Origin of the sequence: Xanthomonas vesicatoria ATCC 35937, assembly GCF_001908725.1 — a bacterium.
In the GTDB taxonomy this organism is placed as follows: Bacteria; Pseudomonadota; Gammaproteobacteria; order Xanthomonadales; family Xanthomonadaceae; genus Xanthomonas; species Xanthomonas vesicatoria.
On record NZ_CP018725.1, the window covers coordinates 1,370,019 to 1,390,226 of the forward strand.

The window sequence follows — 20,208 nt, forward strand, 5'->3', positions numbered from 1 at the left end:
CCGCTGCGTCGAAGCCGCTATAATCACCGGCTTCCTCAGTTTCCACAGGCGTCCGACCGGGCGCGACCTGCCCATGTCCGAAGTCTCCAACGAAGCCGCGCGCCGCCGCACCTTCGCCATCATTTCCCACCCCGATGCGGGCAAGACCACGTTGACGGAGAAGCTGCTGCTGTTCGGCGGTGCGATCCAGATGGCCGGCTCGGTGAAGGGCCGCAAGGCCGCCCGTCATGCCACCTCGGACTGGATGGCGTTGGAAAAAGAGCGCGGCATCTCGGTGACTTCCTCGGTGATGCAATTCCCGTACGAGGGCAAGGTGATCAACCTGCTCGACACCCCCGGCCATGCCGACTTCGGCGAGGACACCTATCGCGTACTCACCGCGGTGGACTCGGCGCTGATGGTGATCGACGTGGCCAAGGGCGTGGAAGAACGCACCATCAAACTGATGGAAGTCTGTCGCCTGCGCGACACCCCCATCATGACCTTCATCAACAAGCTAGATCGCGAGGGCAAGAACCCGATTGATCTGCTGGATGAAGTGGAAACCATACTCGGCATCCAGTGCGCTCCGGTCACCTGGCCGATCGGCATGGGCCAGCGTTTGAAGGGCGTGGTGCATCTGATCACCGGCGAGGTGCACCTGTACGAACAGGGCCGCAACTTCACCCGCCAGGATTCGACCATCTTCCCGTCGCTGGACGCACCCGGCCTGGCAGAAAAGATCGGCGAGCAGATGCTGGCCGAGTTGCGCGACGAGCTGGAACTGGTGCAAGGCGCCAGCAACGCCTTCGATGTGGACGCCTACCGCGCAGGCCGGCAGACACCGGTGTTCTTCGGCTCCGGCGTCAACAACTTCGGCGTGCAGCCCCTGCTGGATTTCTTCATCGAGCACGCACCGCCGCCGCAGGCGCGCGACACCACCGGCCGCCGCGTCGAGGCCACCGAGGCCAAGCTCAGCGGCTTCGTGTTCAAGATCCAGGCCAACATGGACCCGCAGCATCGCGACCGCGTGGCGTTCATGCGGGTGTGCTCGGGCAAGTTCACCGCCGGCATGAAGGCGCTGCACGTGCGCAGCGGCAAGGACCTCAAGCTCGCCAACGCGCTGACCTTCATGGCAAGCGACCGCGAGATCGCCGCCGAAGCCTGGCCGGGCGATGTCATCGGCATCCACAACCACGGCACCATTTCGATCGGCGACACCTTCACCGAAGGCGAATCGCTGTCGTTCACCGGCATTCCCAACTTCGCACCGGAGCTGTTCCGCCGCGCGCGCCTGCGCGACCCGCTCAAGCTCAAGCAACTGCAAAAGGGCCTGGCGCAGCTGTCCGAGGAGGGCGCCACGCAGTTCTTCCGCCCATTGATGAGCAACGACCTGATCCTGGGCGCCGTGGGCGTGCTGCAGTTCGACGTGGTGGCCTACCGGCTCAAGGACGAATACGGCGTGGATGCCATCTTCGAGCCGGTCAGCGTCACCACCGCACGCTGGGTACATTGCGACAACGCCAAGAAGCTGGAGGAATTCCGCGAAAAGAACGCCGGCAATCTGGGCATCGATGCGGCCGGCCAGCTGGTCTATCTCGCCCCCACGCGCGTCAACCTGCAGCTGGCGCAGGAACGTGCGCCGGACGTGCGCTTCTCGGCGACGCGCGAACATGCGCACGCCAAGGCCATCGACTGAGAACGGCCAGGATCGACAAGAGAGCGCAGCGGCCGGCGATGCGATTGGCGTGCAGTTGCGGTACCTTTTTGGAATGAACGCAGACGCCTCCCCCTCGACCGACCTGCGCGACGAAATCGCCAGTGCCGTGACCCACGGCCTGGGTGCCATTGCTGCCCTGGCCGGTGGTTCGGTGCTGATTACGCTGGCCGCCATCTATGGTGATGGCTGGCAATTGGCTACCTCCATCGTGTTCAGTGCCACGTTGGTATTGCTTTACGTCGCCTCCACGCTGTTCCACGCCATCCCGCATCCTGGCGCCAAGGCGCGCCTGCAGGTGCTGGATCATTGCGCGATCTATCTGTTGATCGCCGGCACCTACACGCCATTTACGCTGATCAACCTGCGTGGTACGTGGGGCTGGGGATTATTTGCCGCCATCTGGACGATCGCCGCCGCCGGGGTGATCTTCAAGCTGTTCTTCACCGGCCGTTTTCGCTTGCTGTCGACGGTCCTTTACCTGGCCATGGGTTGGTTGATCATCGTGGCGATCCAGCCGCTGCTGCGCTCGGTCGATACCTGGTCTCTGTGCTGGCTACTGGCGGGAGGGCTGTTCTATACCCTGGGCACGTATTTTTACCAACGCGACACCCAACGCTATTTCCACGCAATCTGGCATCTGTTCGTATTGGCCGGTAGCGCCTGCCACTTCGTTGCGGTGATCGAACAAGTGGTATGACCGCCTCGTCGGCGTGTTCGCGCGCCGTGCACGACACATCGCCAACCATGCGCACGTGAACAACGTGACCCGTGCCGCCGATCCCCACGCCTCCGGTATGCCTCGTCGTCGACGCTGGCTGATCGGGCTTGGCAGTGTTGCCGCCATCCTGGTGGTCTTCGTGCTGCTATTCGACTGGAACTGGCTACGCGGCCCGGTCGAGCGCATCGTCAGCGCCAAGACCGGCCGCGATTTCCATCTGGGGCATCTGCACGTGGACCTGGGCCGCACCACCACCGTTCGCGGCGAGCGCCTGCAGTTGGGCAACGCAACGTGGTCCAAGCGCGGCGCAATGGCAGAAATGAACGCTGCCGAGATCGATGTTGAGCTGTGGCCCCTGCTACGCGGCAAGGTGCGGCTGCCGGAAATCCGCCTAGAGCAGCCCAGCGTCCTGCTGGAAGCGGGCAACGACACGCATCCGGGCAACTGGGTGTTCGATGATCGGAATAGCGATGGCAGCATGCCGCGGCTCGGCCGACTACTGGTCACCAAGGGCCGGCTGCAATACATCGACGACGCCTCGCGCTCGGATATCGATGTCGCCATCAACAGCCTGGCGCCTCCGCGTAGCGATCAACGTGCAGCGCCGATCGGCATCGACGGCAAGGGCCGCTGGAAGGGCTATCCCTTCACGCTGAAAGGCGACACCGCCTCGCCGCTTGAGTTGAGCCAGAGCGAACACCCGTTCCGTATCGATCTGCGCGGTAGTGCCGGCGCCACCCGCACGCATGTGCGGGGCACGCTGACCAACCCGTTTCAGTTCCGCGTCTTCGATCTGCAGATGGCACTTAGTGGCCAGGACATGGAAGACCTGTACCCGCTGACCGGCGTCGCCATGCCATCGACGCCACCGTACACGCTCGATGGCCGGCTACGCCGCGATGGCGATGTCTGGCGCTACGAGAGGTTTACCGGCACCGCCGGCGACAGCGATCTGTCCGGCACGGCCGAGGTGGACCTGCGCAACAAGCGCCCGTTGCTGCGTGCGGACCTGGCATCCAAGCGGCTCGATTTCGACGACCTGGCTGGGTTTGTCGGCGCGCCACCCAAGACCGGCACCGACGAGTCGGCCAATGCGGAGCAGAAAAAGCAGGCAGCACAACTTGCCGCAAGCGCGCGCATCCTGCCGACCACGCCCTACGACCTGTCCAAACTACGCGCGATGGATGCACAGGTGCGTTGGCGCGCGCAGCGCATCAATGCACCGTCCTGGCCACTCGACGACATGGATGCAACGCTGAAGTTGAAGGACGGCCTGCTGCAACTGGACCCGCTGAATTTCGGCGTGGCCGGTGGAGACATCCGTTCGACCATCCGCATGGATGCGCGCAACCCCGTTATCGTTACGCAGCTGAAAGCAGGCATCCGCGGCATCCGGCTGGATCGGCTCTTTCCAGACGCCACCCTCGCCAAGCAGGCATCAGGCGCGATCGGCGGCGAACTGGATCTGCGTGGCCGCGGCAATTCGATCGCCGCAATGCTCGGCACCGCGGACGGCTCGATCGGTGTCGGCATGGGCCGCGGTCACGTGGGCAACCTGATCATGGAACTGGCCGGCCTGGACATTGCCGAATCGCTGAAATATCTGGTCACCAAGGACCGCCAGATCCCGGTGCGCTGCATCTTCGGCGACTTTGGCGTGCAGGATGGCCTGATGCAATCACGCGCACTGGCCTTCGACAGTACCGACACCATCATCGTCGGCGAAGGCAACATCAGCCTCAAAAACGAAACGCTCGATCTGCTGCTTCGTCCACGCCCGAAGGATCGCAGCATCCTGAGCCTGCGTTCGCCATTGCGGATTGGCGGCACCTTCAAGGATCCGTCCTTCCGCCCGGATTTCAAGGCACTCGGCCTGCGCGGCGCCATTGCCGTTGCCCTGGGCACCATCGCGCCACCCGCAGCGCTGCTTGCCACGTTCGAACCCGGCCCCGGCAAGGACAGCGACTGCGGTGGCAAGTACGCGCAGTGACCGCGCCGCCGCCGAGTAACGCTCAGCGCAGCTGACAAAAACTACGATGCATCCTCCAGCGGGCGCGGGTCGGTGCGGGATTGCTCATGTACCACCCGTACACACCGGCCTGCGCGCCGTCCGCACACCCGACGACAGCCCACTCAGTTTTTGGTAGCCGGCCCAAGGTCGCCCTCGACGTGCATGGGTGACAGCAGTTGCACGAACAGCCAGCCGGCAGAGCGACACCCCGCCAGCAACCGTTGGCCGGAAAACCGCTCAACTGGCGATATAGCGCTGCAATTGGTCAATATCCTGCTGCTGAGCCTCGATCACCGCCTTGACCAGATCGCCGATCGAGATGACGCTTTGCACGCGGCCGTTTTCGACCACCGGAAGGTGGCGGAAACGGCCGTCCGTCATCAACTGCATGCAGCGCTCCACGGTCTCCGACGGCGATACGGTCACCACTTGCGAGCTCATGATTTCCGCCACGCTGGTGGTGGCCGACGAGCGATCGCGCAGCACTACTTTGCGCGCGTAGTCGCGCTCGGACACGATGCCGACGAGCCGCTCCCCGTCCATCACCAGTACCGCACCAATGCCCCTCTCGGCCATCAGCCGGATTGCCTCGATCACTGCAGCATCGGCCGCAACTGCGAATACCTCAACCTGTTTGGTCCCCAACAGCTGTCGTACGGTCTGCATGGCCCGCTCCGCGCTTGGTCTGGTCGTCGCAGACTACTCCCACCGCGCCGCGAAGGGTATCGACCAGGTACAGCGGGCGCTGCTTGGCCTCGTCATACAAGCGGCCCAGGTACTCGCCGATCAATCCGAGTGCAATCAACTGGATGCCGCCCAGAAACAGGATCACCGACATCATGGTCGGCCAGCCAGCCACCGGATCGCCAATCAGCGCCGCCTTGACCACCACCCAGACGCCGAACACAAATGCCACCAGCGCCGTCATCAGGCCCAGGTAGGTGGCAGCGCGCAGTGGCACCGTGGAAAAGCTGGTGATGCCATCCAACGCAAAATTCCAGAGCCGCCAAACGGTGAACTTGCTATCCCCGGACAAGCGTGGCGCGCGTCGGTACGGCACTGCCAGCTGACGAAATCCCACCCACCCGAATAGTCCCTTCATGAAACGGTGGCGTTCGCGCAGCTGCTGCAAGGCCTGCACGACGCGTGGTGAGAGCAATCGGAAATCGCCGGTATCGGCTGGAATCGGCGTGCGCGACAAACGCCGAATTACCCGATAAAACGCGTGCGCGGCGCCGCGCTTGAGCCAGCTCTCGCCCTCACGAAAGATGCGCGTCCCAAAGATATTGTCGTAGCCCGCGCGCCACAGAGCGACGAACTCGGGAATCAGTTCCGGCGGATCCTGGCCGTCAGCATCAAGCAGCACCACCGCACCCGGCAGCACATGATCCAGACCTGCCGACACCGCTACTTCCTTGCCAAAATTGCGCGACAACCGCATCGCGCTGACCTGCGCATCGTGCTGCACCAGCGCCTGCAGAACATCCCACGTGCCGTCGGTGCTGCCGTCGTCGACGTACAACACACGCGTCTGTAACCCATGCAAGTCCGCCAGCACCGCAGACAGGCGCGGATGCAACAGCGGAATACTGGTTTCTTCGTTGAAGGCAGCAATGACCACCGTGAGGCGTTCGGTGGAGGCCGGCAACTGGGCAGTGTCGATGATGCTCACCTCACGGTGCCTGCAGATACGCGGCACCGCCCAGCTGACGCGCCTGCCGCTGGATCCAGGCGGTGCGTCGCTGCACGTAAGCGCCCGGCCGGCGCGCATCGTAACGACGTGGGGAGGGCAGGACGGCGGCCAGACGCGCCGATTCGGCCGGCGACAGGCCCGCCGCATCCTTCCCCCAGAACTGCCGCGCAGCCGCCTGCGCGCCGTAGACGCCGTCACCAAACTCGGCCACGTTGAGGTACATCTCCAGAATGCGCTGCTTGGGCCAGAACAGCTCGATCAACACGGTGTACCAGGCCTCCAGGCCCTTGCGCACCCAGCTGCGGCCCTGCCACAGAAAGACGTTCTTGGCGACCTGCTGGCTGATCGTGCTGGCCCCGCGCACGCGCCCGCCGCGTGCATTGTGGTCGCGCGCTTTTTCGATGGCCTGCAGGTCAAACCCGTGGTGCATCGGAAACTGCTGATCTTCGGCAGCGACCACCGAAATCGGAAGGCTGGCGGCGATCTGATCGTAATCGCGCCACTGCTGATGCAGCGAAAAGCTCCCGTCCCCCTCGCCCCAGGCCTCCAGATAGCGCCCGACCATCATGCTGCTGATCGGCGGATCGACCACCCGCAGCACCAGCACCTGCAGCACACTCGCTGCGGCGAACAGCAGCGGCGCTGCGAGAATCCAACGCAGCCAGTGCCTGCGCCGCGGTGACCCCACCTGCTTGCCATCCCATGCATCCGTCCCCATTAGTTCGCTTCGCCCTTCGATCCCGATGCCTGCCGCATTATCCGGCAACCAGCGTCCCTTACGTCCGATGTCTCCATGACCGATCACGATCAGCTTTCCCGTTTCCTGCTGCCTGCCGCCGGTGTCCGCGGTGTCCACGTACGTCTGACCAAGGCCTGGCACGACGTTCAGGGCGCAGCCGAATATCCGCCTGCCGCACGCCAGCTGCTGGGCGAAGCGGCCGTGGCGGCCGCGCTGTTCACCGGCCATACCAAGGTCGACGGACGTCTATCGGTGCAATTGCGCGGCAACGAGACCCTGCGCACCCTGTTTGCCGAATGCACGGCCGCGGGCACCTTGCGCGGCATCGTGCAACTGGCCGAGGGCGCCGACGCGCCCACCGACCTGCGCGAGCTCGGCGAAGCCGCGCTGCTAGCGATCACCATCGAAAACCCCGGTCTGGACCCGCGCGAACCACAGCGCTACCAGAGCCTGGTCGGCATGCAGGCTCCGGATTTGGCCGAAGCCTTCGAAACCTATTTCCAGCAGTCCGAGCAGCTGCCGACCCGCCTGTTGCTGGCGGCCGGCCCGGATCAGGCTGCCGGCCTGCTGCTGCAGAAACTGCCTGGCGACGAAGGCGACAACGACGGCTGGACCCGCATCGGCGCCCTGTTCGACACCCTCGGCGCGCCCGAGCTGTTGTCGGTGGCCGGCGAAGACCTGCTGCACCGCCTGTTCCACGAAGAAGACCCGCAGCTGCTGGGCGGCAAACCGTTGAGCTTCGGGTGCTCTTGCTCACGCGAGCGGGTTGCCTCGATGCTGCAATCGCTGGGCGAAGAAGAGGCCCGCGCAGCCGCCGAAGAGACCGGCGAGGTGGAGGTGCGGTGCGAGTTCTGCGGCCGCGAGTATCACTTTCCGTTGACTGAGTTGACCGTACTTTTCAGCACGGCGCAGCCGTCTCAGCAAGCGCCGGAACGGTTGCAATAGATAGCATCAGGGTGCGTTCCGGGGAGCGTGACTACTTGTTAAATAATCATAAACACCCTAGCATTCTCATCGCCCGCTCTCGGGAACTTAACAACTGCCCCTGGGTCTGAACTCTGGTATGCGACATCTTTTGCGCCTTCCGCTCGCTTTGCTGGTTGCCCTTGCGGCGACTGCGGGCGTGCATGCGCAATCGGCATCACAGCAGCTGCGCGAGAGCACCATCCTGCCGGTGTGGAACAAGGGCAGCGGCAAGGTGGAGGCCTTTCTGTACCTGGAGCCCACCGGTGAGCAGAAGGCTGGCGCACGCTGGCATTTCGGCCGCAATTCGCTGGATGCCGCGTTCGGCCTGACGTCGGGTGATTCGCTGGGCCTGCTCTGCAACAGCAGCCGCGGCACCAACATCAGCGGCCTCGCCAGTCACTGCCTGCTGGCCGGCATCGGCGACGACGAAGAGGACAGCGCCGCCGCATCCCGTCGCGTCTCCGGCACGTTGGGCTTCAATCGTGGCAATGCCCGCGTCGGCGTCACCGCTGGTGCCGGTCGCGATACCCTGCCAGCCTGGCTGATCGGTGCCGGCAAGGCACCGCTGACCCGCGTCGAGCAAAACGATCTGACTGTCTTCGGTCAGAAAAACATCGGCCGCGAAGGCTTTGTGTCAATTGGCGGAACCTATGCGCGCGCGCGCCTAGTCCCGCTCGCAGATGTCTCTCCGGCAATCGCCGACCAGTGGGACAGCAAAACCCTTAGTGTCGGCGGCGGCTACGGTGCCTTCAGCGCCAATGTCATCGGCCGCGTTGTCGATGTCCCCGGCCAGCCGGAAAAATGGGAAGGCCTGGGCCTCGGCCTGACTTGGCGCACTCCCTGGAGCGGCCAGTTGACAGTCGGCGCGGAGAACGTCATCTCCCGCGGCAAGAACCCGTTTGCTCCAAACAACGAGAGCAACAGTGACGGCACAATCCCTTATGTCAGGTATGAGCAAGACCTGTAAGCACCTGACCTGAAACGAAATTCCAAGAACGCCACCGATCACATAATCGGTGGCGTTTTTCGTTCAGGAACGCCTGAAACGGCACTTTTTCACGACTTCCTTCTTTTTCGTTAACGGGACTTTAATTCCTGGCGCAACGCATATACCATCGGTTCACCCTGACGTTTTGGATCCGCTTCTTCGGAACCCCCGACAGGCAAACAACCCTTGGCAGTACCCAAGATCACTTGGAGAGAGAGCTAATGAATTGCAAGTCCAACAAGCTGCGCGATGCAGTTGTCCTCGCGCTTGTCGTGGGTGTGGGCGGTACCGGTACCGCCATCGCTCAGGAAGCCGGCACCACTAACCTTGACAAGATCGAAGTGACCGGCTCACGCATCAAGCGCGCCGACGTCGAAACATCGCAGCCGGTCTTCAGCATGAGCCGTCAGCAGATCGAATCGCAGGGTCTGACCTCGATTGGCGACGTGATCCAGAACATCAGCTCGGGTGGTTCGGCGCTCAACAGCAACGTCAACAATGGCGGCAACGGCGAAACACGCGTCAACCTGCGTAACCTCGGTTCCAACCGCACCCTGGTGCTGGTTAATGGTCGTCGTTGGGTCGGCGGTACGGGCCTGGGCGGCGCAGTCGACCTCAACACGATTCCGACTGCAGCCGTCGAGCGCATCGAAGTCCTGAAGGACGGCGCCTCCACGATCTACGGCTCCGACGCCATCTCCGGCGTGGTCAACATCATTCTGCGCCAGAACTTCGATGGCGCCGAAGCGAATGCTTATTTCGGCCAGTACGACAAGGGTGATGGCAGCCGCGAGTCCTACGACTTCACCATCGGCTCGACCGGCGATCGTTGGCACGCCACGTTGGGTGTTGGCTATGTCAAGGAAGAGCCGGTGTGGTCGGGCGATCGCGAGATTTCCGCAGTGCCGGTCTTCGGCGCCGTTGCCGGCACCGGCAACAGCACCACGATTCCGGGCGGGCGTTTCGGCATCTTTGGACCGACTGGCACCGATCCCACCACCGGCGCTCCGACATTCGGCGCAACGCGTTTCAATGGAACGCCTGGGTTCTCCATCACCAACAACGGTGGTACGACCTCGCGCAATTACACGGCTGCCGACAGCTACAACTTCGCGCCAGCCAACTATCTGGTGACCCCGCAGGAACGTAAGTCGGTGTTTGCCGACGCCGGCCTGTCGATCACCGACAACGTGCGCTTCAAGACCACGGTCACCTACAACGAGCGTGAATCGAGCCAGATCCTCGCGCCGATGCCGGTCGTGCTGGGTCGCTCCGCACCTGGCACCAATGGTGCAGACATCGTCATCTCTGCCAGCAACATCTATAACAACACTGGCCGCGATATCGACTACATCCAGTACCGTGCTGAAGAGACCGGCGGCCGCATTTTCACTCAGAACGTCAAGACGTTCGGTTTCAGCGGCGCATTCGAGGGTGACTTCGAAGTTGGCCAGCGCTTCTTCAGCTGGGAAGCCGGTATGTTCTACGGCAAGAACGACCAGACCGATCGCACCACGGGTCTGTTCAACATTTCTGCGCTACGCAATGCACTTGGCCCGTCCTTCGTTGACGCAGGCGGCGTTGCACGTTGCGGCACCGCTGCCAGCACCATCGACGGCTGCGTCCCGATGAACATGCTGAGCGGCCCGGGTTCGTTGACCCCGGAAATGCTGAGCTACGCCGGTTTCAATGCACATGACCTGTACGGATATGAGCAGAAGACTTACTTCGGCAACATCGGCGGCGAACTGTTCGATCTGCAGGGGGGCGCGTTTGCATTCTCCTTGGGCGCTGAACACCGCGAAGAGTCGGGCTTTGACGATCCGGACGCGCTGATCAACTCTGGCGATACCACCGGAAATGCGCGTACCGCCACCAACGGCGGCTACAAGCTGGACGAAGCTTACCTCGAACTCGCCGTGCCGCTGCTGGCTGACCTGCCGGGCGCCCAGTTGCTCGACTTCAGCCTGGCCACGCGTTATTCGGATTACAGCAACTTCGGCGACACCACCAACAGCAAGTTCGGTTTCCGCTGGAAGCCGATCACGGACCTGATGATCCGTGGTAACTGGTCGCAGGGCTTCCGTGCCCCGTCGATCAATGAGCTGTTCCAGGGTGTGAGCGATACGTTCGAAGACGTGCGCGACCCGTGCGCAGGCTCGTTCAGCGACGGCTCCGTCAACGGCACCCGCCCGGGCTCGTGCGGCGCAGTGCCTGCCTACGCTCAGGCCAACCCGCAGGTGCGTACCGCCACCGGCGGCAACCCGAACCTGCAGCCGGAAACCTCGACGTCCAAGACCTTGGGCTTCGTCTACAGCCCGGGTTGGGTGACTGGTCTGGATGTCTCGCTCGACTGGTGGAACATTGAGATCGAAGATGCCATCGATACGCAGACCGTGCAGGAGACCCTGGACAGCTGCTACCTGGCCGGCATCACCAACGCCTGCTCGCTGATTCAGCGCGAACCGACTGGTGAAGTATCGAACCTGCTCGCAGTGCCCAACAACATCGCCAGGATCGAAGCCGAAGGCTACGACCTGACCGTGGGCTACCGCCTGCCGGACACCGCATGGGGCAGCTTTAGCGTGGTGTGGGATTCGACCTACATGAGCAAGTTCGTGGTCGAAAAGCCGCTGCAGGATCCGGAAACCCGTGTTGGCCTGTACCGTGGCGGCTCTGCTCGCGACAACAACTGGCGCATCCGCTCCAACCTGATGCTCAACTGGGAATTGGGCGATGTCGGCGGTTCGGCCTCGATGCGTTACTACAGCTCGCAGGTTGAAAACTGCACCGGCGCCAACGTCGCCACCCCGGCCAACGTCGCGCTGCTGTGCTCGGATCCGAACCGTACCATCGGTGCGGTCGCCGCTCCGCGTAACCACGTGCCGAGCGTGACCTACACCGATCTGGCCGCTTACTGGAAGGCTCCGTGGAATGCTCGCGTTACCGTTGGCGTGAACAACGCTTTCGACCGCGATCCGCCGCAAGCTGCGACCGCGTTTGCCAATAGCTTCGACTCGCAGTACGAAATTCCGGGTCGTTTCTATTACATGCGCTACACCCAGAAGTTCTGATAGGCAGGTTGCATACGCTGTAACGCAAACAAAAAGCCGCGATTCGAAAGAATCGCGGCTTTTTTCTAGTGGTTTTATTGGCTCTCGCGTTGATACGTCCAACGATCGCTCTGGGTGGCATTACCCAGGAATCAAGGTCTGAATCACATGTTCGACGTAGGATTCGAATTCTTCGCGGGCCTGCTTGGGTTGCTGCAGCTGCAGCGAGAGCTGCAGGAAGCCGACATAAGCCGCGTAGGCCAGACGGGCGCGGTGCTGGGCGTCGGTGCGTGACAGGCCGGCCTGGCGAAACGAGGCGATCAGGTAGTCGAGGCGACGTTGCGAGACGCGGTCGATGACCGGGCGCACGGCCGGGTGGTCGAGTGCCTTGAGCAGTTCGCTATAGATCACGTGCGGCGTGACTTCGTGTGCAACCAGTTGAAATAGCGCGCGCAGGCGGGCGCTCGGGTCGGGCACGTCTTCCAGACTGCCGAACACTTCCTTCTGTTCGAAGATTTCCCAGCGCTCCAGGGCGGCTTGCAACAACGCGTCGCGCGAGGGGAAATGCCAGTAGAAACTTCCCTTGGTGACGCCGAGGCGGCGCGCCAGTGGCTCGACAGCGACGGCGCCTACGCCCTGTTCGGCGATCAGGTCCAGCGCGGCCTGTGCCCAATCGTCCGCACTGAGGCGGTTGCCGCGACCGGAACTGGCACGGGATGTGGTGGGGCTGGATTCAGTGGTGTCGTTCATGGCGCGATTTAACCATACGCCTGAGTCAGTTGCAGTATGCATCACAAAAATGACAGACAACTACGATGATTCAACGGCTTAACTGTCCATACGAGGGAGTATTGACAGTAGGCGGGCGGTAACCATACCATTAGGTATGGTTACCTCTCCCTCTACGCTTGCCCCCATTGGGACTCTGTCGCGCGTCAGCGCTGGCGACATGGAACTGGCCGTGTCGGTAAGGGGTGCGCAGCACGCACCGACGGTGGTGCTGGCGCATGGGTTTGGACAGACGCGGCATGCATGGGAAGCGACGGCAACCACGCTGGCGCAGGCCGGCTACCGCGCACTTTCGTACGATGCGCGCGGCCATGGCGATTCGAGCTTCAATGCGGTCGGTCTGCCCTATTCGCCCACGCAGTTCACCGACGACTTGATCGTGCTGGCAGGCGAGCAGCCCGAGCCGCCGGTCCTGGTTGCGGCCTCGATGGGCGGCCTGTTCGGGTTACTTGCCGAGGCACGCTGGCCGGGGTTGTTCCGTGCGATCGTGTTGGTCGACATCACGCCGCGATGGGATACCGCGGGCGTGGAACGCGTCCTGCGCTTCATGACCGCGCACCCGGATGGATTTGCCTCGCTGGATGCGGCGGCCGATGCAATCGCCGCCTATCTGCCGCATCGTCCCCGCAAGACGACGCATCAGTTACAAGCATTGCTGCGTGAGCGCGCGAATGGCCGTTGGCATTGGCACTGGGATCCGCGCCTGGTCGACGAACTGGCCGGCCAGGATGCGCAGCTGCAGCAGCACGCCTTGATGGAAGCCGCAGCACAGGTACGTTGTCCGATGCTGTTGATCAGCGGCGGGCGCAGCGATCTGGTCACGCCGGACAACATCGCCGAATTCCTGTCGATCGCCCCGCATGCGCAACACGTGCATTTGCCCGATGCCACGCACATGCTGGCTGGCGACGACAACACCACGTTTACCGCAACCGTGTTGCATTATCTGGACGCACTGCCCCCGGTTGGCACCATCGCAGCGTCCAACATTACCGAGCATGTCACTGGAGCAAGACCATGAGCATCGTTGCACCGTTCCTCCTCGTCATCCTGGCGGCGGGTATCGCTGCCTATCACCGCATGCGCCTTGCCACCTGGGTTGCGATCAGCGCCTGTGTGCTGGTGGCGTGCTGGCTGCTGGGTGCCAATCTCACTGCCACCATCGTCGCCGCGGCGCTCGTGGTGCTGGTGTCCGCTCCGGTGCTGTTGCCGTTCCTGCGCAAGCCGCTGCTGACCACGCCGCTGATGGCGTTTTTTCGCAAGGTCCTGCCACCGCTGTCGCAGACCGAGCGTATCGCGCTGGAAACCGGCTCGGTCGGTTTCGAGGGCGAACTGTTCACCGGTGATCCGGATTGGCAGAAGCTGCTCAATTACCCCAAGGCGCAGCTGACCGCCGAAGAGCAGGCGTTCCTGGACGGCCCGGTGGAAGAGCTGTGCAAGATGGTCAACGACTGGGAAATCACCCATGTCCACGCCGACCTTCCGCCGGAGCTGTGGGACTTCATCAAGAAGAACAAGTTCTTCGGCATGATCATTCCTAAGCAGTACGGCGGCCTGGGTTTCAGCGCGCTGGCGCACCACAAGGTGATCCAGAAGCTGTCCTCGATCTCCAGTGTGGTCAGTTCCACCGTCGGCGTGCCGAACTCGCTCGGGCCGGGTGAGCTGTTGCTGCATTACGGCACCCCGGAACAGAAAGACTATTACCTACCGCGTCTGGCAGTCGGTGCAGAGGTGCCGTGTTTCGGTCTGACCGGTCCGTTCGCCGGCTCGGACGCGACCTCGATTCCGGATTACGGCATCGTGTGCAAGGGCGAGTGGAATGGGGCCAATGTGCTCGGCGTCAAGCTCACCTTCGACAAGCGCTACATCACCCTGGCACCGGTCGCCTCGCTGATCGGCCTGGCGTTCCGTGCGTACGATCCGGACGGCTTGATCGGCGACAAGAAGGACATCGGCATTACCTTGGCGCTGCTGCCGCGCGAGACACCTGGCGTGGAAATCGGCCGCCGTCATTTCCCGTTGAATTCGCCGTTCCAAAATGGCCCGATCCATGGCGAAGAAGTGTTCATCCCGCTGAGCCAATTGATCGGCGGCGTGGAGATGGTGGGCAAGGGCTGGAACATGCTCAACGAGTGTCTGGCAGTGGGTCGTTCGATCACCCTGCCCTCCACTGCCAGCGGCGGCGGCAAGTATGCGGCGGTGGTGACCGGTGCGTATGCGCGCATCCGTAAGCAGTTCGGCCTGTCGGTCGGTCGCTTCGAGGGCGTGGAAGAAGCGCTGGCGCGCATCGGCGGCAAGGCGTATGCGATCAGTGCGCTGGCGCAGGCCACTGCCGCAGCGGTCGACCGTGGCGATGTGCCGTCGGTGCCGTCGGCGATCGCCAAGTACCACTGCACCACCATGGGCCGCGAAGTGGTCAGCGACATGATGGATGTGATTGGCGGCAAGGGCATCATCCTGGGGCCGCGCAACTTTGCCGGCCGCGCCTGGCAGGCCGCACCGATCGGCGTGACCGTGGAAGGCGCCAACATCATGACCCGCAGCCTGCTGATCTTCGGCCAGGGCGCGATCCTGTGCCATCCGTGGGTGATGAAGGAAATGAAGGCGGCGCAGGATCCGGATACGCGCCGCGGTCTGGAGGAGTTCGACCAGAGTCTGTTCGGGCATATCCGCTTCGGTATTTCCAATGCCGTGCGTTCGTTCTGGTTTGGCCTGACCGGTGCGCGCATCGGTGCGGCGCCGGGCGATGCCTACACGCGGCGCTTCTTTCGCAAGCTGGACCGTTACTCGGCCAACCTGGCATTGATGGCCGACGTGTCGATGCTGATGCTGGGCGGCAAGTTGAAGTTCAAGGAATCCTTGTCAGGGCGTCTGGGCGATGTGCTGAGCCACATCTACATGACCAGCGCGATGCTCAAGCGCTATCACGACGAAGGCGCACCGGCCACCGACCAGCCGTTGCTGGCCTGGGCCTTCCACGACAGCGTGCACAAGATCGAAACCGCGCTGTCGGCTGCCCTGCGCAACTTCCCGATCCGTCCGGTCGGCTGGTTGATGTGGGTGCTGATCTTCCCGTTGGGCCGTCGTGCCGAAGCGCCGGGCGACCGCCTGGGCCACCGCGTGGCATCGATCCTGATGGCGCCCAACGAAGCACGCGACCGGTTGGCCCAGGGCGTGTTCCTGACCCCATGCGACAACAACCCGGGCGGCCGTATCGCCAGCTACCTGACCAAGGCGGTGATGGCCGAGCCGGTGGAGCGCAAGTTCCTCAAGGCACTCAAGACCAAGGGCATCGAGGCGCTGGATTTCCCGGCGCAGCTGGACGAAGCCGTGGCCGAGGGCGTGATCACGCTGGACGAGCGCAAGCTGCTGGAAGAACTGCGCGAGATCATGATGGACACCATCACCGTGGACGATTTCGATCCGCACGAGCTGCGTGCGGCGAGCTTCTACGACAAGCGGCAAGTACAGCAGCCGCGCGAGGCGGCGTAAGACTCAGCTCTGGATGATTTATAACGACGGCGGGCTTTTAGCCCGCCGTCGTTGTGTGTGGGTCTCGTCCATTACCCGGCTAGGCTGCCAGCAACCCTGAACTGCCGATCGCGAAGTCTCAGTCGATGTCTTGCAGACCTGGGCCCGCACGCGATGCCGGGTGGTCAGTGACCGGTGACGCCATATTGCAGACAGCCCCGTTCCTGGGAGTGGCGAACCTGCTACCGACGCTGCCTCACTGCGGCAGCCACACCAACGCGAGTGCGATCAACGCCGGAAAGGCCTGCACGAAGAAGATGCGACGGTTGACGCTATAGGCGCCGTAACAGCCCGCCACCACCACGCAGCCCAGGAAGAAGCTCAGCACATCGACACGTGCCGCCAGCGCGCCCCAGAGCAGGCCTGCAGCAAGAAAGCCGTTGTAGAGGCCCTGGTTGGCCGCCAGCACGCGTGTTGCCTCGGCCTTCTCCCGTGTGTTGCGGAAGGTCTTCAGGCCCAAAGGGTGCGTCCACAGCGCCATTTCCAGCACCAGGACGTAGACATGCAGCAAGCCGACAAGGATGCCGGCGATGATTGCGAACAAGGACATGGCGAGAAAGTCGTGTGGGCGTGACGGCAAGCATAGCCGCGATACAGTTCCGTCTGTCCGGCACGACGCACGCCGCTTCGCGAGGAGGCTGCCGTGACCGGCGCGGCAATGGCCGGCGCATGGTGAGCGGCAACGCATGCGGGCCATCATAAGATGACCGCCGTCAGATGACCGCCGATGGCGCGCCTCGCATCGGGATAGACGCCATGCAGGCGACACAGGTCATCAGCGATTGGCCGCACGCACTGTGTGCGTCATCGCGCCGTGGATGTCCAGGCAAGGACGCCAAGCGGGCGCCAAGCGCAGCCACAACACACCCAAACGGAAGGCGTTAGTTGCCTTGCGATTCCGCTGCGCGCCCGTCCGCCACACCATCGCGCTCTGCAGGCAACTTGCGTGCCTCGCGCAGCAAGCCGAACGTCCCCAGCGTCATGCCGACCGCCGCCAACAGACCGACACCGAATACCGCAGTGGACCCCATGCCCGACACCACCTTGTGGATCCACACAAAGCTCAGGTCGCCGCCGCGATAGACCACCGTATCGATCGCCGCACCGGCCTTGTAGCGCCATTCGCGGCTGACCCGCGTGTATAGGGTTTCGCGCGCAGGCTTGGCCAGTGCGAACTCGCTGGAGCGCGTGATTACCTGCACGATGGCGATCATCAGCGGCAATGGCGAGGCCGCCAGCACTGCATATCCCAAGGTGATGGCCACCCCCGGGATCAACAATGCCGGTGCGATGCCGAAGCGCGACAGCAGCGCGCGCGTCACCAGCAATTGCAGCACCAACGCGAGTGCATTCACCGCCAGGTCGATGCTGGCGTAATACGCCGTGCTGGCCGCCGCATCGGTATAGAGCCGCCGCACCAGCGCTGCCTGCTCGTTGTAGAGCAAGGTGCCCACACCCACGCCGAACAAGGTCATCAACGCCAGCCAACGCAGCAACGGCTCGCGCACGATCAGCTTGAGGCCGCCGAGCACGTCGCCACCCATCGGCACCTCGCCGGAATCCAATTGGCGCGCCTGCTCGCGTGCCACCGCCCACAAGCGCAGACGCAGCACGCAGACCACACAGACCGTCAGGAACCCAGCCGACACCAGCATCAGGTGCGCAATGCCGATGCGCTCGACCAGGCTGCGGGTGAGGATCGGCCCAACAAATGCGCCCAGGGTGCCGGCCGCGCCGATATAGCCGTAGTAGTTGCGCGCTTCGGCATTGCTGAAGACATCGGCCATGAAGCTCCAGAACACCGCCACGGCAAACAGGTTGAAGACCGTCAGCCACAGAAAGAACGCCATACCGCGCCCCGGCATGCCGGTGTCGAACAGCACGTAGAACAACAGCAGGGTCGCAATGAAGAAGCCGTAGACCAGCGGCAGGAACACGCGCCGCGGATAACGGCTGACCACCGCGCCATACACCGGCTGCAGCAACAGCATGATCAGGAAGGTGCAGGTGAACAGCACCTGCAAGGTGAAGTCCTTGAGCGGCATGCCGTGCGCAGTGAAGAAACCGATCATGCCGGCCGGAAACAAAGCGGCCACATCCGACGATGCACCCATCGCCTCACGCACCGGGCGTAGCACGTAGTACCCACTGAGCAGGCAGAAGAAATACAGGAACGACCACGCCAGCGGTGGCGAGCTACGTAGCGCCGCGCGTAGACGGCCCGCCGCCGAACGCGGCGCAGAGTGGCCGGTCATGGCGTCAACACCGCCCGTGCGAACGAGCCCGACAGAAAAAACATGGCAGCGGCAGCACCTGACGAAGTAGCGCGCAAGTTAGCCGATGCGGCGCGGCACCACCAGCGGCGGGGACAGGACGCTGCGACGCGCGCGTGGGCCGCCCGGCATGGCGCTTGCAATCCTCTTTGCATGCACTCCACTTGGAGTCGCCATGGCCCCTACCCGGGCCCGATTTCTGAACCCAAATCGTCAATAGGATCAATATGATGCCCATTCATCTTCCGGCAGTTTGTGCTATTGCGAAGCGCGGCGCTAGAATCGCTGCAAGCAGTGGAACAGGCGGGACAACCATGACAGTAATGCGCAGGCGCCGACGGTTCCGTCCGTTGGCCATCGGGCTGCTTGGGGCGTTATTGCCTCTGGCCCTCTCTTCCACAGCACAGACGCCCGCGCCCACCGCTTCTGCGTTGCAGCCGGCGACCATTGCGCAGTCGCCCACCGCCCCGCTTCCATATCGCACCGCGCTGCCGGCCAGTAGCGTGTTGGCGCCGGCCGCAGGTTTCGACGTGGCGGCATTCGAATCGATGGCCGATCAGTTGACCTACGGCAACCGCGTACCCGGCATGGCGATGGCGATCGTGCAGGGCGGCAAGGTGCTCAGCGCGCGCGGCTACGGCGTGACCGACGTCAATCACCCACAACCGGTCGATGCGCATACCGTCTTCCGCCTGGCGTCGCTGTCCAAGGCCTTCGCCGGCACGATGGCGGGCCTGCTGGTCAACGATGGCGTGTTGCGTTGGGACAGTAAGGTGGTCGACTACGTGCCCGGCTTCCAGCTGAGCGACAACGTCGCCACCCGCCAGCTCACCGTCGCCGAAGTGCTCAGTCATCGCGTCGGCCTGACCCGTAATGCCTACGACCGCGATATCGAATCCAACGTCGACTATTACTCACTGAGCCACAAGCTGGCTGCCGCGCCGCTGCGGTGTGCGCCCGGCGATTGCTACGCGTATCAAAACGTCGCTTTCAGTCTGGTGGGTGACGTGGTCTTTGCCGCCTCCGGCAGTTTCTATGAGCAGTCGGTGGAGCGACGCATCTTCAAGCCGCTTGGCATGAACGATGCCAGCATGGGTCTGGCCGGCATCCAGGCCAGCCCGCATTGGGCGCGCCCGCACGTGCGCAGCCGCAACGGTTGGGTATCGCTGACGCCCAAGCCGACCTACTACCGTCTTGCCCCTGCTGCCGGCGTCAATGCCAGCGCCAGCGACATGGCGCAGTGGTTGCTCGCACACACCGGCCACCGCACCGATGTATTGCCTGCGCCGCTGCTGGCGACATTGCACGCGCCATTGATCTCCACGCCTGGCGAAATGCGTTCGGGCTGGCGGCATGAGCGCGTGGATGCGGCCAGCTACGCACTGGGCTGGCGCGTATTTGACTACGCCGGTCATCAAGTGATCTTCCATGCAGGTGCAGTGCAGGGCTACCGAGGCCTGGTCGCGCTGCTACCCGAGCGCGATGTCGGCATCGCCATCATGTGGAACGGCGAGAGCGGCCTGCCCTCCGGCATGCTGCCGACCATCCTGGACCGCGCACTTGGTCTGCCGGCCAAGCGTTGGCTGGATATCGATGTGGACGGCGACTTTGGCAGCGAGAACATGCTGGCAGAGAAGGCTGACCCGGCTGGCAAGGGTGCGTCGTCCGGCAAGTCGGTGGCGTCGCCGCGCTGAGTTAGACGCGTCGGCACCGACTCGGTGCATGCATCAACACAGGCGGCCTTGGCC

The 20,208-nt window shown here is 63.4% G+C and carries 15 protein-coding genes and 1 other RNA gene; 10 read left to right on the forward strand and 6 right to left on the reverse strand.

Features of this window, described 5'->3' with window-relative positions; all coding sequences use genetic code 11:
- Window positions 1–73 precede the first annotated feature (73 nt).
- The 4 genes from BJD12_RS06055 (at window position 74) to BJD12_RS06070 (ending at window position 4,566) form a co-directional block, all read left to right on the forward strand.
- Complete coding sequence (locus BJD12_RS06055; protein ID WP_005988546.1) at window positions 74–1,678, forward strand: peptide chain release factor 3; 1,605 nt, start codon at window positions 74–76, stop codon at window positions 1,676–1,678.
- A gap of 73 nt (window positions 1,679–1,751) precedes the next feature.
- Window positions 1,752–2,396 (forward strand): PAQR family membrane homeostasis protein TrhA, encoded by a 645-nt coding sequence (gene trhA, locus BJD12_RS06060; protein WP_005988548.1) that lies wholly within the window; start codon window positions 1,752–1,754, stop codon window positions 2,394–2,396.
- 97 nt (window positions 2,397–2,493) lie between these two features.
- On the forward strand, window positions 2,494–4,407 hold the full coding sequence (locus BJD12_RS06065) for an AsmA family protein (RefSeq protein WP_050812838.1): 1,914 nt from the start codon (window positions 2,494–2,496) through the stop codon (window positions 4,405–4,407).
- 86 nt (window positions 4,408–4,493) lie between these two features.
- Window positions 4,494–4,566, forward strand: a non-coding RNA gene (locus BJD12_RS06070) — sX9 sRNA.
- A 99-nt stretch (window positions 4,567–4,665) separates the two neighbouring features.
- On the opposite strand, the gene BJD12_RS06075 is transcribed toward BJD12_RS06070, so the two are convergent.
- From BJD12_RS06075 to mtgA, 3 genes are read right to left on the reverse strand one after another with little or no spacing between them, the layout of a single operon-like run.
- Window positions 4,666–5,094 (reverse strand): CBS domain-containing protein, encoded by a 429-nt coding sequence (locus tag BJD12_RS06075; RefSeq protein WP_042827617.1) that lies wholly within the window; start codon window positions 5,092–5,094, stop codon window positions 4,666–4,668.
- Entirely contained in the window at window positions 5,054–6,100 is a 1,047-nt protein-coding gene (locus tag BJD12_RS06080; RefSeq protein WP_005988553.1) for a glycosyltransferase family 2 protein, read from the reverse strand. Before BJD12_RS06080 ends, BJD12_RS06075 begins: the two co-directional genes overlap by 41 nt.
- 1 nt (window position 6,101) lies before the next feature.
- Window positions 6,102–6,839, reverse strand: a complete 738-nt coding sequence (mtgA, locus tag BJD12_RS06085) for a monofunctional biosynthetic peptidoglycan transglycosylase (protein WP_005988554.1) — start codon at window positions 6,837–6,839, stop codon at window positions 6,102–6,104.
- Window positions 6,840–6,914: 75 nt separating this feature from the next.
- Here mtgA and hslO point away from each other — a divergent pair, with 75 nt between their 5' ends.
- The 3 genes from hslO (at window position 6,915) to BJD12_RS06100 (ending at window position 11,888) form a co-directional block, all read left to right on the forward strand.
- Window positions 6,915–7,805 (forward strand): Hsp33 family molecular chaperone HslO, encoded by an 891-nt coding sequence (gene hslO, locus BJD12_RS06090; RefSeq protein WP_005988556.1) that lies wholly within the window; start codon window positions 6,915–6,917, stop codon window positions 7,803–7,805.
- A 151-nt stretch (window positions 7,806–7,956) separates the two neighbouring features.
- Window positions 7,957–8,793, forward strand: coding sequence for an XOO1806 family protein (locus tag BJD12_RS06095; protein WP_042827624.1), 837 nt, complete (start codon window positions 7,957–7,959; stop codon window positions 8,791–8,793).
- Between the two features lie 242 nt (window positions 8,794–9,035).
- Window positions 9,036–11,888, forward strand: coding sequence for a TonB-dependent receptor domain-containing protein (locus BJD12_RS06100; protein WP_005988561.1), 2,853 nt, complete (start codon window positions 9,036–9,038; stop codon window positions 11,886–11,888).
- Between the two features lie 120 nt (window positions 11,889–12,008).
- On the opposite strand, the gene BJD12_RS06105 is transcribed toward BJD12_RS06100, so the two are convergent.
- Window positions 12,009–12,617 (reverse strand): TetR/AcrR family transcriptional regulator, encoded by a 609-nt coding sequence (locus tag BJD12_RS06105; RefSeq protein ID WP_005988563.1) that lies wholly within the window; start codon window positions 12,615–12,617, stop codon window positions 12,009–12,011.
- A 136-nt stretch (window positions 12,618–12,753) separates the two neighbouring features.
- Here BJD12_RS06105 and BJD12_RS06110 point away from each other — a divergent pair, with 136 nt between their 5' ends.
- Together BJD12_RS06110 and BJD12_RS06115 are read left to right on the forward strand one after the other, a co-directional pair.
- A complete protein-coding gene (locus BJD12_RS06110; RefSeq protein WP_039423324.1) occupies window positions 12,754–13,677 on the forward strand; it encodes an alpha/beta fold hydrolase in 924 nt (307 codons plus the stop codon).
- The gene (locus tag BJD12_RS06115) at window positions 13,674–16,148 is read left to right on the forward strand and encodes an acyl-CoA dehydrogenase (protein ID WP_005988567.1); all 2,475 of its coding nucleotides are present in this window, start codon (window positions 13,674–13,676) and stop codon (window positions 16,146–16,148) included. Before BJD12_RS06110 ends, BJD12_RS06115 begins: the two co-directional genes overlap by 4 nt.
- Window positions 16,149–16,383: 235 nt before the next feature.
- Here the strand turns inward: BJD12_RS06115 and BJD12_RS06120 are convergent, their stop codons facing one another.
- Window positions 16,384–16,737, reverse strand: coding sequence for a DUF1304 domain-containing protein (locus BJD12_RS06120; protein WP_005988569.1), 354 nt, complete (start codon window positions 16,735–16,737; stop codon window positions 16,384–16,386).
- Between the two features lie 331 nt (window positions 16,738–17,068).
- Window positions 17,069–18,442: an NTP/NDP exchange transporter gene (locus BJD12_RS06125; protein ID WP_005988571.1), complete on the reverse strand. Its 1,374-nt coding sequence runs from the start codon at window positions 18,440–18,442 to the stop codon at window positions 17,069–17,071.
- Window positions 18,443–18,774: 332 nt separating this feature from the next.
- On the opposite strand from BJD12_RS06125, the gene BJD12_RS06130 reads away from it, so the two are divergent.
- Window positions 18,775–20,154 carry a serine hydrolase domain-containing protein gene (locus tag BJD12_RS06130; RefSeq protein ID WP_058564001.1) on the forward strand — a complete coding sequence of 460 codons (1,380 nt, stop codon included), beginning with the start codon at window positions 18,775–18,777 and terminating at the stop codon, window positions 20,152–20,154.
- Window positions 20,155–20,208: the final 54 nt, after the last annotated feature.

Excerpts from the sequence above, each read along its gene's own strand:
- BJD12_RS06100 (WP_005988561.1), top strand. The coding sequence starts at position 9,036 with ATGAATTGCAAGTCCAACAAGCTGCGCGATGCAGTTGTCCTCGCGCTT.
- BJD12_RS06065 (WP_050812838.1), top strand. The coding sequence starts at position 2,494 with ATGCCTCGTCGTCGACGCTGGCTGATCGGGCTTGGCAGTGTTGCCGCC.
- BJD12_RS06075 (WP_042827617.1), bottom strand. The coding sequence starts at position 5,094 with ATGCAGACCGTACGACAGCTGTTGGGGACCAAACAGGTTGAGGTATTC.
- BJD12_RS06055 (WP_005988546.1), top strand. The coding sequence starts at position 74 with ATGTCCGAAGTCTCCAACGAAGCCGCGCGCCGCCGCACCTTCGCCATC.
- BJD12_RS06120 (WP_005988569.1), bottom strand. The coding sequence starts at position 16,737 with ATGTCCTTGTTCGCAATCATCGCCGGCATCCTTGTCGGCTTGCTGCAT.
- BJD12_RS06110 (WP_039423324.1), top strand. The coding sequence starts at position 12,754 with ATGGTTACCTCTCCCTCTACGCTTGCCCCCATTGGGACTCTGTCGCGC.
- trhA (WP_005988548.1), top strand. The coding sequence starts at position 1,752 with ATGAACGCAGACGCCTCCCCCTCGACCGACCTGCGCGACGAAATCGCC.
- BJD12_RS06125 (WP_005988571.1), bottom strand. The coding sequence starts at position 18,442 with ATGACCGGCCACTCTGCGCCGCGTTCGGCGGCGGGCCGTCTACGCGCG.
- hslO (WP_005988556.1), top strand. The coding sequence starts at position 6,915 with ATGACCGATCACGATCAGCTTTCCCGTTTCCTGCTGCCTGCCGCCGGT.
- BJD12_RS06105 (WP_005988563.1), bottom strand. The coding sequence starts at position 12,617 with ATGAACGACACCACTGAATCCAGCCCCACCACATCCCGTGCCAGTTCC.
- mtgA (WP_005988554.1), bottom strand. The coding sequence starts at position 6,839 with ATGGGGACGGATGCATGGGATGGCAAGCAGGTGGGGTCACCGCGGCGC.
- BJD12_RS06115 (WP_005988567.1), top strand. The coding sequence starts at position 13,674 with ATGAGCATCGTTGCACCGTTCCTCCTCGTCATCCTGGCGGCGGGTATC.
- BJD12_RS06130 (WP_058564001.1), top strand. The coding sequence starts at position 18,775 with ATGACAGTAATGCGCAGGCGCCGACGGTTCCGTCCGTTGGCCATCGGG.